Origin of the sequence: Marinobacter salexigens (assembly GCF_002806945.1) — a bacterium.
GTDB classification, from domain to species: domain Bacteria; phylum Pseudomonadota; class Gammaproteobacteria; order Pseudomonadales; family Oleiphilaceae; genus Marinobacter; species Marinobacter salexigens.
The window spans coordinates 37417-50938 of the sequence record NZ_NIHC01000003.1 but is presented as its reverse complement, the minus strand read 5'-3'; the positions used below and the strand labels follow the sequence as shown (position 1 = coordinate 50938).

General features: G+C 52.6%; 13 protein-coding genes. All 13 read left to right on the top strand.

The window, feature by feature from the left end; genetic code table 11:
• The first annotated feature begins 1 nt into the window (after position 1).
• The 13 genes from atpB (at position 2) to CDH47_RS05205 (ending at position 13519) form a co-directional block, all read left to right on the top strand.
• On the top strand, positions 2-853 hold the full coding sequence (gene atpB / locus CDH47_RS05265) for a F0F1 ATP synthase subunit A (protein ID WP_100638824.1): 852 nt from the start codon (positions 2-4) through the stop codon (positions 851-853).
• 53 nt (positions 854-906) lie between these two features.
• A complete protein-coding gene (atpE, locus tag CDH47_RS05260) occupies positions 907-1134 on the top strand; it encodes a F0F1 ATP synthase subunit C (protein WP_014873137.1) in 228 nt (75 codons plus the stop codon).
• 94 nt (positions 1135-1228) lie between these two features.
• Positions 1229-1699 carry a F0F1 ATP synthase subunit B gene (locus tag CDH47_RS05255; protein WP_100638823.1) on the top strand — a complete coding sequence of 157 codons (471 nt, stop codon included), beginning with the start codon at positions 1229-1231 and terminating at the stop codon, positions 1697-1699.
• 11 nt (positions 1700-1710) lie between these two features.
• Positions 1711-2247 (top strand): F0F1 ATP synthase subunit delta, encoded by a 537-nt coding sequence (locus CDH47_RS05250; RefSeq protein ID WP_100638822.1) that lies wholly within the window; start codon positions 1711-1713, stop codon positions 2245-2247.
• Positions 2248-2275: 28 nt separating this feature from the next.
• On the top strand, positions 2276-3820 hold the full coding sequence (gene atpA, locus CDH47_RS05245) for a F0F1 ATP synthase subunit alpha (RefSeq protein ID WP_100638821.1): 1545 nt from the start codon (positions 2276-2278) through the stop codon (positions 3818-3820).
• 67 nt (positions 3821-3887) lie between these two features.
• Positions 3888-4748 (top strand): F0F1 ATP synthase subunit gamma, encoded by an 861-nt coding sequence (gene atpG / locus CDH47_RS05240; RefSeq protein ID WP_100638820.1) that lies wholly within the window; start codon positions 3888-3890, stop codon positions 4746-4748.
• A 53-nt stretch (positions 4749-4801) separates the two neighbouring features.
• The gene (gene atpD, locus CDH47_RS05235) at positions 4802-6196 is read left to right on the top strand and encodes a F0F1 ATP synthase subunit beta (RefSeq protein WP_100638819.1); all 1395 of its coding nucleotides are present in this window, start codon (positions 4802-4804) and stop codon (positions 6194-6196) included.
• Positions 6197-6232: 36 nt separating this feature from the next.
• Entirely contained in the window at positions 6233-6655 is a 423-nt protein-coding gene (locus CDH47_RS05230; protein ID WP_100638818.1) for a F0F1 ATP synthase subunit epsilon, read from the top strand.
• 169 nt (positions 6656-6824) lie between these two features.
• Entirely contained in the window at positions 6825-8189 is a 1365-nt protein-coding gene (gene glmU / locus CDH47_RS05225) for a bifunctional UDP-N-acetylglucosamine diphosphorylase/glucosamine-1-phosphate N-acetyltransferase GlmU (protein WP_100638817.1), read from the top strand.
• A gap of 54 nt (positions 8190-8243) precedes the next feature.
• Positions 8244-10076 (top strand): glutamine--fructose-6-phosphate transaminase (isomerizing), encoded by a 1833-nt coding sequence (glmS, locus tag CDH47_RS05220; protein WP_100638816.1) that lies wholly within the window; start codon positions 8244-8246, stop codon positions 10074-10076.
• Between the two features lie 736 nt (positions 10077-10812).
• Positions 10813-11136 (top strand): thioredoxin, encoded by a 324-nt coding sequence (trxA, locus tag CDH47_RS05215; RefSeq protein ID WP_100638815.1) that lies wholly within the window; start codon positions 10813-10815, stop codon positions 11134-11136.
• Between the two features lie 65 nt (positions 11137-11201).
• Positions 11202-12128: a LysR family transcriptional regulator gene (locus CDH47_RS05210; RefSeq protein WP_100638814.1), complete on the top strand. Its 927-nt coding sequence runs from the start codon at positions 11202-11204 to the stop codon at positions 12126-12128.
• A 239-nt stretch (positions 12129-12367) separates the two neighbouring features.
• Positions 12368-13519: an efflux RND transporter periplasmic adaptor subunit gene (locus tag CDH47_RS05205; RefSeq protein WP_100638813.1), complete on the top strand. Its 1152-nt coding sequence runs from the start codon at positions 12368-12370 to the stop codon at positions 13517-13519.
• The last annotated feature ends 3 nt before the right edge of the window (positions 13520-13522 follow it).

Here is a 13522-nt window from a genome sequence, read left to right as displayed (position 1 = left end):
AATGGCTGATACCCCAGTAGAGTATATTAAGCACCACCTCCAGAATCTGACCTACGGAAAGCTCGACGCCGGCTACGAGCGTTTTGACGGCACCGTGATGAATGAGTCCGCCTGGACTTTCGCCCGTACCGCACAAGAAGCGTCTGATATGGGCTTCATGGCTGTCCATGTGGACACCTTGGGCTGGTCTATTGCAATGGGCGTCCTGTTCCTTGGACTGTTCCGTTATGTGGCCAAGCGAGTAACAACCGGGGTTCCCGGTGGCTTGCAAAACCTGGTCGAAGTTACCGTAGAGTTCATTGAAAACCTGGTGCGCGATGGCTTTCATGCCCGCAACCCCCTGATTGCACCTCTGGCATTGACTATCTTTGTGTGGATTCTGCTGATGAACATGCTTAAGTTCATCCCTGTGGATTACATCCCCACTCTGGCTTCTGCTTTGGGTCTTGAATACTTCAAGATTGTTCCAACTACCGATCCCAACGCCACCTTTGGTATTTCCATTGGCGTCTTCCTGCTGATCATTTTTTACAGCCTGAAGGTCAAAGGCATCACCGGATTCGCCAAGGAACTGAGTATGCAGCCTTTCAATCACTGGGCTTTGATTCCGGTGAACCTGGTACTGGAAGTTCTGGTACTGATCGTGAAGCCAATCAGCTTGGCACTGCGTCTGTTCGGTAACATGTATGCAGGTGAAGTTGTATTCATCCTGATTGCACTGCTGCCACTATGGGCACAGTGGACACTGAACCTGCCTTGGGCCATTTTCCATATTCTGGTAATTCCGCTGCAGGCGTTTATTTTCACAATGCTGACAATAGTTTATCTTGCAGCAGCGCACCAAGATCACTGATTTACCCGTTAAAAAGCAAACCCTTAACTATCTGAAAAACTGAGGAGTTCTCAATGGAAATGGTATTTATTGCAGCAGCAATCATCATCGGTATGGGCGCACTGGCCACCGGTATTGGCTTTGGTATTCTGGGCGGCAAGCTGCTCGAAGCAACCGCTCGCCAGCCAGAAATGGCTAACCAGCTGCAGGTTAAAACCTTTATCATGGCCGGTCTTCTGGATGCCGTTCCAATGATCGGTGTTGGTATCGCGATGTACCTGATCTTCGTTGTTGCTGGCTAATTAGCCCAATAATGCGGGCGCTACGCTTTCAAACAGAGCCAGGCGCCCGGTTTTTGGTTTCCAGCACGCAACGAATAGCAAGAGGTATATTGCCGTGAATATCAACCTTACGTTAATAGGGCAATCGATTGCCTTCGCTATTTTCGTCTGGTTCTGCGTGAAGTATGTGTGGCCGCCAATCACGGCAGCCATGGAAGCGCGCCAGAAGAAAATTGCTGATGGTCTTTCTGCTGCTGACCGGGCTTCACTGGATCTTGAGCTAGCTCAGGAAAAAGCTGCCCAGCAAATGCAGCAAGCCAAAGAAGAAGCTGCTGTACTTATTGATCAGGCCAACAAGCGCGCCGCCCAGATTGTGGAAGCATCTAAAGACGATGCCCGCAAAGAAGGTGAAAAGCTCATTGAGCAGGCCCGGGCGGAAATTCAGCAGGAGCGTGTTCAGGCTCGCGACGCACTCAGGTCAGAAGTGGCATTGCTTGCCATTGCCGGTGCCGAGAAGATCCTGGAAACCTCTGTCGATGCCAAAGCTCACAGCGAGATGCTGGACAAGCTGGCCGCACAACTCTAAGCGAGGGTCCCATGGCAGAACTGACTACGTTAGCCCGGCCCTATGCGAAAGCCGTTTTCGATGCCGCTAAAGAGCAAGATGCAATTGGTTCCTGGGATCAGGCTCTTGCTTTTGTTGGTTTATTGGCGGCGGACGACGCTGTGAAGAACATACTGGCCAATCCTGGTCTGGCTGAGGAACGCAAGGCGGAACTGTTTTTCGATACTGCAGAAGAACAGCTGCCCGAAGCGCTCAGAAACTTCCTGTTGATTCTTGCTGAAAGCAAGCGCCTGGCGTTGCTGCCGGAAATTTCTACCCTGTTTAGCTTCTACCGTGCAGAGCTTGAGCGCACGGTGAACATGAAGGTGAGCACGGCGTATGAACTGACCGCCGACGAGCAGCAAAAGCTGGCAGAGGCATTGTCCAGCAAACTGGAGCGTAAAGTCGCCCTTGAAACCGCTGTTGATCGTTCGCTGATTGGCGGCGTGGTGGTAAATACCGGCGATTTGATTATTGACGCTTCAGTCCGTGGCAAGCTGGCCAAAATGGCTAAAGCACTGGGCTCCTGATTTCAGCAAAAGGTTTGAGGACAAAGGCATGCAGCAACTGAATCCATCCGAGATCAGTGACATCATCAAAAAGAGAATCGAGAAGCTCGATATCTCTTCTGAAGCAAAAAATGAAGGCACTATCCTGTCTGTCGCAGACGGCATCGTGCTGATCCACGGCCTGGCCGACGTAATGTACGGCGAAATGATCGAATTCGCCAACGGCGTATTTGGCATGGCGTTGAACCTGGAGCGCGACTCCGTTGGTGCCGTGGTACTGGGTGACTACGAAGATCTGGCTGAAGGCCAGAAAGTACGTTGCACAGGCCGCATTCTGGAAGTTCCGGTTGGTCCGGAACTGCTGGGTCGAGTAGTAGATGGCTTGGGCAACCCGATCGACGGTAAAGGCGATCTGGGTACGACCAAGACAGACCCTGTTGAAAAGGTAGCACCGGGTGTAATCGATCGTCAGTCAGTTGACGAGCCGGTACAAACGGGTATGAAAGCTATTGATACCATGGTTCCGGTTGGCCGCGGCCAGCGTGAGCTTATTATCGGTGACCGTCAGATTGGTAAAACTGCCGTTGCCATCGATGCAATCATCAACCAGAAGAACTCTGGCATCAAGTGTGTTTACGTAGCCATCGGCCAGAAGCAATCTTCGATTGCTGCGGTTGTACGTAAGCTGGAAGAGCACGGCGCTATGGACCACACCATTGTGGTTGCAGCCGGTGCGGCAGATCCTGCATCCATGCAGTTCCTGGCACCCTACTCTGGTACCACCATGGGTGAATACTTCCGTGACCGCGGTGAAGATGCTCTGATCGTATACGATGACCTGTCCAAACAGGCCGTTGCCTACCGTCAGATCTCCCTGTTGCTGCGTCGTCCACCAGGACGTGAAGCTTACCCGGGCGACGTTTTCTATCTGCACTCCCGCCTTCTGGAGCGTTCGTCCCGTGTAAACGCGGACTACGTTGAAAAGTTCACCAACGGTGAAGTGAAAGGGAAGACCGGTTCTTTGACCGCTCTGCCAATCATCGAAACCCAGGCTGGTGACGTATCTGCGTTCGTACCGACCAACGTAATCTCCATTACCGACGGGCAGATCTTCCTTGAGACCAACCTGTTTAACTCCGGTATTCGTCCGGCGATGAACGCTGGTATCTCGGTATCGCGAGTAGGTGGTGCAGCGCAGACCAAGATCATGAAGAAGCTGGGCGGTAATATCCGTCTGGCACTGGCGCAGTACCGCGAACTCGCGGCCTTTGCCCAGTTTGCTTCAGATCTGGACGAAGCCACCCGTAAACAGCTTGAGCACGGTCAGCGTGTTACCGAATTGATGAAGCAGAACCAGTACAGCCCGATGTCTGTGGCTGAGATGGGTACAGTTCTGTTTGCCGCTAACGAAGGCTTCCTTGACGACGTAGACGTCGATAAAGTGGTCAAGTTTGAAGCCCAGTTGCTGGAGTGGATGCGGTCAGAGCAAAAAGAACTGCTCGAAAAAATCGGTTCGGAAGGCAAGTACAATGATGAAATTGCCGCTGACCTGAAAGCTGCCCTGGAGAAATTCAAGACCACTCAAACCTGGTAATACCACCAGCCCGCTGCGGCGGGCTTGTTGGTCCCAATGAGTGTCTAACTTGAAAAGGCAGTGACTTATGGCCATCGGAAAAGAAATACGTAACCAGATAGGCAGCATCAAGAGCACGCAGAAAATTACCAGCGCCATGGAAATGGTGGCCGCCAGTAAAATGCGTAAAGCCCAGGAGCGTATGCAGGCAACCCGCCCCTACGCTGAAAAGATGCGCCAGGTAATCGGACATATTGCCAAGTCCAACAAGGATTACCGCCATCCGTTCATGATTGAGCGTGAGGTGAAGCGTGTTGGCTACATCGTTGTCTCCTCTGATCGCGGTCTGTGCGGTGGTTTGAACGCGAACGTGTTCAAGCTGCTTGTGCGCGAAATGCGTGACTGGAAAGATAAGGGTGTTGGCACGGATATCTGTGCAATCGGGCAGAAAGGTGCGTCATTTTTCCGCAACTACGGCGGAAACGTAATTGCTGCACTGACCCACCTGGGCGATGACCCAAGTGCGGAAACCCTGGTTGGCAACGTCAAGGTCATGCTCGATGCATTCCAGGACGGCAAGATTGACCGCTTGTACCTGGTGAGTAACGAGTTTGTGAACACCATGACGCAGATGCCAAAAGCTGAGCAGCTTTTGCCTCTGCCGGAAGGCACAGAAGAAGATATTGGTCGCCAGTGGGATTACATCTATGAGCCGGATGCGCGTCCGATTCTGGACGGTCTGCTGCCACGTTTTATTGAGTCCCAGGTGTATCAGGGCGTGGTAGAGAATCTTGCCTGCGAACAGGCGGCACGAATGATTGCCATGAAGAGTGCCACTGATAACGCCGGTGACATTATTGACGAACTGCAGTTGGTTTATAACAAAGCTCGTCAGGCAGCCATTACGCAAGAGATTTCGGAAATTGTGAGCGGCGCGGCATCGGTCTGATCCGCCACAATCCTACTGGTTTTATTGACTATTAAGATAACGAGGAACCGAGCATGAGTAGCGGACACATCGTTCAGATCATTGGCGCGGTTATCGACGTGGAATTTCCACGTGACTCCGTGCCAAGCGTTTACGACGCACTGCTGCTTGAAGGTGGCGAAACAACTCTGGAAGTTCAGCAGCAGCTGGGCGACGGTGTTGTTCGTACCATCGCGATGGGCAGCACTGAAGGCCTTAAGCGAGGCCTGAAAGCAGAAAATACACACAAGCCAATTTCCGTTCCCGTGGGCTCCAAGACTTTGGGCCGCATCATGGACGTTCTGGGTCGCCCCATTGACGAGGCAGGCCCGATCGGTGAAGAAGAGCGTTGGGGTATCCACCGCAAGGCACCTGGCTATGCAGACCAGTCAGCCTCTGCCGACCTGCTGGAAACCGGCATCAAGGTTATCGACCTGATTTGCCCGTTTGCCAAGGGTGGTAAGGTTGGATTGTTTGGCGGTGCCGGTGTTGGTAAAACCGTTAACATGATGGAACTCATCAACAACATCGCGAAAGAGCACTCTGGTCTTTCAGTATTTGCCGGTGTTGGTGAGCGGACTCGTGAAGGTAACGACTTCTACTACGAAATGAAGGACTCTAACGTTCTTGATAAAGTAGCGATGGTCTACGGCCAGATGAACGAGCCCCCTGGAAACCGTCTGCGTGTAGCCCTGACCGGCCTGACCATGGCTGAGAAGTTCCGTGACGAAGGTCGTGACGTACTGTTGTTCGTTGACAACATCTATCGTTATACCCTGGCCGGTACTGAGGTATCTGCACTGCTGGGCCGTATGCCTTCAGCGGTAGGTTACCAGCCGACTCTGGCCCAGGAAATGGGTGAGTTGCAGGAACGTATTACCTCCACCAAAGATGGTTCTATCACTTCTATCCAAGCGGTATACGTACCTGCGGATGACTTGACTGACCCGTCCCCAGCAACCACCTTCTCGCACCTTGACGCGACTGTGGTACTGAGCCGTGACATCGCTTCGAAGGGTATTTACCCAGCGATCGACCCGCTTGATTCCACTTCCCGTCAGCTGGATCCGCTGGTGATTGGTGAGCAGCACTATACTGTTGCTCGTGGTGTTCAGAACGTACTTCAGCGCTACAAAGAGCTGAAAGACATCATCGCTATCCTGGGTATGGACGAACTGTCAGAAGAAGACAAGCAGATCGTATCCCGCGCCCGTAAGATTGAGCGATTCCTGTCTCAGCCATTCCACGTTGCTGAGGTATTTACCGGTTCACCAGGTAAGTACGTGTCTCTGAAGGACACCATCAGCAGTTTCGAAGGCATCCTGAACGGTGACTATGATGATATGCCTGAGCAGGCTTTCTACATGGTTGGTTCTATGGACGAAGCCATCGAAAAAGCAAAGGCTATGAAGGCGAAAGAAGGTAAGTAATCCTCTTTCACTTTCTGACCCAAGAGGCTTAGAGATATGGCTATGACCGTACATTGTGACGTCGTAAGCGCTGAAAAGAAGATTTACTCCGGCCTGGTAGAGATGCTTATCGCTACCGGTTCCGAGGGTGAATTGGGTATTCAGTTTGGCCATGCTCCGTTGCTGTCCGCCCTTAAACCGGGGGCAGTCCGGATCATCAAACAAGGTGGCGAAGAGGAAATCCTCTACGTTTCCGGGGGTTACCTGGAAGTTCAGCCAAATCTTGTAACACTGATGGCCGATACAGCGGTGCGCGCGAAAGACGTTGATGAGGCTGCCGCCGTGCAGGCTCAGAAAGACGCCGAAGCCGCATTGGCGAATAAAACGGGCGAGTTTGAGTACTATCGTGCGGCTGCAGAGTTGGCCGAAGCGGCCGCTCAGCTACGTACCTTGCAAAAACTGCGCAAGAGCGTTCGCTAGAACTGCTTGCCAGAGCTTGCACCGAAAAAGCCGCATCCCGGCGTGGGTAGCGGGTATTGTTTCGCCTGAGACGGCGACCACAATGCCGGTTTCCACTACGAGGTGCGGCTTTTTTATTGTGTGAACTATCCTTATTAAAACCCCGACCACGTAAGGGAGTTGTTACCTCATGTCACCGTTGCACGTTGTTATCCTGGCTGCAGGCCAGGGCTCAAGGATGAAATCTTCGCTTCCGAAGGTACTGCACAAGGTGGCAGGGCGGTCCATGCTCCATCACGTCATCGAGACAGCTCAAACCCTGGGCGCCGAGAAAGTTCACGGCGTTATTGGCCATGGAGCTGATCAAGTTAAAGCCGCTTCCAATGCTTACAGCGTGAGCTGGGTAATGCAGGAGCAGCAATTGGGAACAGGCCATGCCGTAGCCCAAACTCTGCCAGAGCTACCAGACGATGCGCGAGTACTGGTGCTCTATGGCGATGTACCCCTAACCACTGCAGATACGCTGCAAGGGTTGGTTGAGGATCTGGATGAAACAACGCTGGGCTTGTTGACCGTAACTCTGGATAACCCACAGGGGTACGGACGTATTTTGCGCGATCAGGCCGGCCAGGTTACGGCCATCGTTGAACAGAAAGATGCCAGCCCGGAACAGTTGGCCATCAACGAGGTTAACACCGGCATTCTCGCGGTCAGCGCTCGTCATCTTAAAAACTGGCTACCCCAGCTTTCCAGCAGCAACGCCCAAGGCGAGTATTACCTCACTGATATTATCGCGATGGCTGTGGCAGCTGGCATGAAGGTGAGCGTGTCTCAGCCGGGCAATCCGTTTGAAGTACAGGGCGTCAACAATCGCCTGCAACTGGCCGAGCTTGAACGCTGGTACCAAAGCCGGGAAGCGGATCGTCTGATGACCGAAGGCGCAACCCTGGCCGACCCAGCGCGGGTAGATGTGCGCGGCGAGCTGACTATCGGTAACGACGTACTGATTGATGTAAACGTTGTCTTTAAAGGGAAGGTGACACTGGGCAGCCATGTATCCATCGGCCCCGGTTGTGTGATCACTGATGCCAGCATCGCCGATGGCACCCACATACATGCCCATAGCGTTATCGAACAAGCCAGTGTGGGCCCCAATGCCCAGATCGGGCCATTTGCTCGCTTGCGCCCGGGTACGCAACTGGCGGCCAACAGCAAGGTAGGTAACTTTGTTGAAACAAAAAACACCATGGTCGGGGAAGGCAGTAAAATTAACCACCTCAGCTATGTGGGTGATGCTACGCTGGGCACTAACGTAAACGTGGGTGCAGGCACTATTACCTGCAACTATGATGGTGTGAACAAGTATAAAACTGTTTTGGGTGATGGCGTGTTTGTGGGCTCGAACAGTTCACTTGTAGCACCGGTTACCGTTGCTGAAGGCGCCACCATAGGTGCAGGCTCTACAATTACCAAGGATGTGCCAGAGCAAGAACTGGCCGTAGCCCGAGGTCGCCAGCGCAACATCTCCGGTTGGCAAAAACCGGAAAAGAACTGATCACAGCTCTCCAGAGTTTTACCACGATTATTTATCACGAACAGGACAGACAGCATGTGTGGCATTGTAGGTGCAGTTTCGGAACGGGACGTTCAGGGCATTCTTCTTGAGGGCCTGCGCCGCTTGGAATACCGGGGATATGATTCTGCCGGTATGGCCGTATTGGACGGCAAGAGCGCTGTTCAGCGCGCCCGGGAAGTGGGCAAGGTAGCGTCACTTGCGGCTGCCATTGAAGCCAACCCGCTCTCCGGCTATCTGGGCATTGCTCACACTCGCTGGGCAACCCATGGTGAGCCGTCACAGCTTAATGCTCACCCACACATGTCTGGCAACCGCCTGGCCATAGTGCACAACGGTATCATCGAGAACTACCAGGAATTACGGGAAGAGCTCAAGGCCGATGGCTACGAGTTTACCTCGGAGACCGACACAGAAGTTGTTGTGCATTTGATAGAAAAGAACTACCGCGAGCTGGGCAAGCTGTACGAAGCAGTGAAAACCTCCGTTACCCGCCTGCGGGGTGCTTATGCGCTGGCCGTGGTACATGCTGACGAACCCGACCACATGGTGGTTTGCCGTGAAGGTAGCCCGCTGGTTGTTGGCGTCGGTATTGGCGAAAATTTTATAGCCTCCGACCAGCTTGCATTGCTGCCCGTGACCGACCGCTTCATGTTTCTCGAAGAAGGCGATCTTGCCGATATCCGCAAGGACAGCATCGAGATTCATAACCGTGAGGGTGCGCCTGTTGAACGTAAAATCAACCGCTTCGAACACAGCGCAGACTCTGCAGACAAAGGTGAATACCGCCACTACATGCTCAAAGAGATTCATGAGCAGCCCAGAGTTATCAAGGCCACTATGGAAGGCCGTGTAACTGGGGACCATGTACTTGAGCAGGCGCTGGGAACCGAGGCTGGTAACCTGCTACAAGATGTCCGCCACGTGCAGATCATTGCCTGTGGCACCAGTTACCACGCTGGTATGGTGGCTCGCTACTGGATTGAAGATCTGGCCGGTGTACCCTGCTCTGTAGAAGTCGCCTCCGAGTTTCGCTATCGCAAGCATGTGATCCAGAAAGACACGCTGTTTTTGTGCATCTCACAGTCTGGCGAAACCGCAGACACTCTCGCCGCCCTGCGTCAGGCCAAAAAAGCAGGATTTCGCGCTGCTTTGGCAATCTGCAACGTGCCAGGGAGCACGCTGGTACGGGAATCCGACCTGGTGATCATGACCCAGGCTGGCCCGGAAATTGGCGTAGCTTCCACTAAAGCATTTACCACCCAGCTCACAGCATTGCTTATCTTTACCCTGGCATTGGCGCGCAAGAACGGATTGAGTGAAGATCGGGAAGCCGAGATCGTCAAGGCGCTTCACCTCGTGCCTGGCCAGGTTAACGATGTGCTGGCACTGGAAAGCGAAATCGCAGACATCTCCATGCGCTTCATGGATAAAAACCACTCCCTGTTCCTGGGCCGAGGTTCCCAATTCCCGGTAGCGATGGAAGGCGCCCTGAAGCTGAAAGAAATTTCCTATATTCATGCTGAAGCTTACCCTGCTGGTGAGCTCAAACACGGCCCGCTGGCATTGGTAGATAGTGAAATGCCAGTTGTTACAGTCGCCCCCAATAACCATATGGCCGAGAAGCTGAAATCGAACCTTGAAGAAGTGCGCGCCAGGGGCGGTGAACTGTTCGTGTTTGCGGATCGTGCGGCGAACATAAAGCCGGAAGATAATATCCACGTGGTGCAGCTCCCCGAAGTACACGAAATAACCGCGCCGATTGTTTATACCGTGCCGCTGCAGTTGCTGTCGTATCACGTTGCTGTGCTCAAAGGCACAGATGTGGACCAACCCAGAAATCTCGCAAAAAGCGTGACGGTGGAATAAGCCAACAGCAGACTGCCTTCTTTCATGCCTTCTGGGGTGTAGCGTTCGCCCGCCACCGGCAGTTTGTGCGATCGGTGTATCTAATCTGGGAAGCTGTTTGGCGTGATTATGCCGTGGTATTCAGTTGTGCGCTGATCTGGTCGTCGTATTCTGTTCTGTCCCGCCTGATCAACTTGGGGGGCTTTGAAAACGCACCATCCTTGGTGCCTCGCAAAAAATCAAACGCTTCTTGTTTAACGATGCCTTCCAGACTGTATTTCACCTCGAATCACAGTTTGGCCGCTGTATGGAGCCGGTTCGGCTGGCTCTACTCTTGCCTCGTCTGATTTCCGGTCTGCCAGAGATGCCTGTACAGGCAGGGCTGTGATTGCCACGAGGGATGCAATAGTGAGCAGGGCAGTCTTGCGCATAATTCTCTTCTCCAATCTTCACATGAATAAATGTACATCCCGATGTCATAAGTGACTCGAGACCAGATGGAGGGAAGTATGTGGTTTAGGAGCGTGAGTGAATAATTCGGAATCAGTATGCGATATATCACCTGAGGTTATGTCAGGCGCTTGCAATCTCTACTGATAACGACAGTTTCCCCCGACCCAAACAGACAGGGACTATATCGCAGGGCTTCTCGTCGGTATCACGCAGGTGAATACAATTTATATGTTCGTGAAATTGGTATCCCCGGTAAGTCGGTCACATAGTAGAGAGACGTTATGACATTACGGGAGGATTTGAGGTGACTGACGTTATTCATGTAACTGACGCTAGTTTTGACGAGGCCGTCTTAAAGAGTGACCAGGTGGTATTGGTTGATTTCTGGGCACCTTGGTGTGGCCCCTGTAAAACCGTCGCGCCCCTTCTGGAAGAAATTGCAGACGAGTTTGATGGACAGTTGACCGTTGCCAAAGTAAACGTTGATGATAGCCCGGAAATTACCGCGAAACTGCGAATCCGGGGCATTCCGACGTTGGCACTTTTTCGAGATGGAGGTGTTCTTGCCCAGCAAACAGGGGCGAGCAGTTTGAGTCAGCTTCGCACGTTCGTGAAAGGTCATCTTTAACGGTGATAGAAGCGTGCCCTCAAGTAGACTAGCGAGCGATAGCACATTCACTCAGGTATGTTTTGATGAAAACTCAAGAGCTCCAATTGCTCTATATTTTTGATGCCATAATGACAGAGCGTTCTGTTACCCGGGCAGCCGAGCGGCTCGCAATGACTCAGCCAGCTGTGTCAAATGCGATTTCCAGAATGCGTCATATCTGGAACGACCCGGTATTTGTGCGTAAAGGTAGAAATATTGAGCCCACATCATATGCCCTGAGCCTTTGGGATCAGGTTGGTGGGCCGATGTTTGCACTGACCAACGCCGTTAGCGCCACTCAGTTTGACCCCGGCACGTCGAAAAGAAAATTTCGTCTGGCGGTAACGGACATGATTGTCGAAATGGTCTGGCGCCCGCTAATTAAGTTGCTGGAAGAAGAAGCGCCGGGCGTAGATGTTCATGCTGTCCCATATACCCCCGAGGGCACCCATGAGAATTTGCGTGAAGCCCATGTTGATCTTGCTGTTGGTATGCTGAACCAGCATGATCACAGCCTTCGCAGCACCTGGCTATTTCAGGGTGGCTATGTATTGGCCATGCGTGAAGATCATCCGCTCGCGGGGAAAAAAATCACTATGGAGGAATTTCTCGAAGCGCGCCACCTTTTGGTGACTATGTCTGGGGATGCGCATGGCTTCGTAGACAGCTATCTCGACCAGAAAGGGCTGAGTAGACGGATTGCAACAACGGTCAACCACTTTTCAATCGTTCCTCAGGTCCTCAGGGAAACGAATCTGATTGCTGCTGTACCTGAACTCATCAGTCAGGATTGCGGTTTTGTAAATGGTCTGTGGATGGGGGAATTGCCATTTGAGGTCGATCCCACAAGCCTCTATCTGATCTGGCATGCACGTCATGATCGTGATCCCGGCGTGATCTGGATGAGGGGGCACATCGAGCGGCTCCTTCAACAGCGTTGGCACGAAATCATGGCATCCCCGAAATGCTGATCTCCTCGACGCCTGTCAACTGGCCATCCCTCATGGCCGGTTGATGAGGCATCTCCCTTCTGATGAACAAATTATCACCCAAGGTGATAACTTGAATATTGGCTAGTAATTATTACTCCCCGCTCCCTCTCAACATAATCCCCCGCACATTATTGGGTCTCCCAGGCTGACGCGCCATTGTTAGTTCGGTTAGTCCCATAGCCTCGCCTATCGAAAGTAAAGTCAAAAGGAATGAGTCAATGAATTTAAGGCTATCTGCGGTGCTGGTTTTAGCGGGTTTTATTCTGTCTGGCTGTGAGAACGCCAGCTCAAGCCAAGATACGCCAGGCGAACCACAGCCACCTTCCGTCGAGGTTGTCACTGCTGTCCAGACGTTGGTTAAATCTCAAAAAAAATACACCACGCGTATTGAGGCCACAGAAAACGTGATGTTACGCCCGCGTATATCCGGCGTTATTGATCGAGTTCTTTTTGTTGAGGGAGAGGAGGTCACTAAAGGCGATGTACTTTTTCAATTAGATGGTCGTCAACTGGAGGCCAAGGTAAGCCAGCTCCAATCTGAGCTTGCGCGCGCACAGGCAGCACTAGATCAGGCCGAAAACGAGTCACGACGGGCATCTCGCTTACTGGTTCGCAAAGCCATCTCGGAAGAACTGGCGGAGGAGAGAGAGTCTGATCGCCAGCAGGCACGTGCAATCGTTTCTTCTTTACGGGCGCAGCTCAGAGAAGCGGAGTTAAATTTAAGTTACACCATCATCAGGTCCCCTATAAACGGGGTTGTTTCACGCGCCAATATTACGGCCGGCAATACGGTATCTGCCAACCAGAGTGTTCTCACAAGTATCACTTCGAATCAGGACAGGTATGCGTATTTCGATATGGATGAGCGTACGTGGTACCGGTTTTTTAGTGTTCGGGAACGCGCGCTGGGTTCTGTTGTTCGGATTCAATTGACAGGGGAGGGTAGCTTCCCGCACGTCGGCCAGATCGATTTTGTAGACAACTCAATCAATATAGATACCGGAACGATTCGTCTCAGGGCGTTGATAGCAGGCTCTGGAGAGGCGCTTGTGCCGGGTGCTTTTGCGCGGCTTCAGGTCTCTATAGCTGAGGCAGAGCAGAAAATTGTTGTTCCTGATCGTGCAGTAGCGACCGATCTGAACAGTCGTTTCGTGCTGACCGTGAGCGACAGCGGCGAAACACGGTACACGCCGGTGAAAACAGGCGAGCGTTTGGGCGCTCTTCGGGTGATAGAACAAGGGCTTTCGCCAGGGGATACCTTGGTTGCAAACGGTGTCGCCAAAGTGGGCCCTGATATGACCATCACCCCGGTATTGCTGGACGAGGCTCAGTTGCAGGCTACAGCACAGCACTCAAGCGTTGGATCGTGAGGT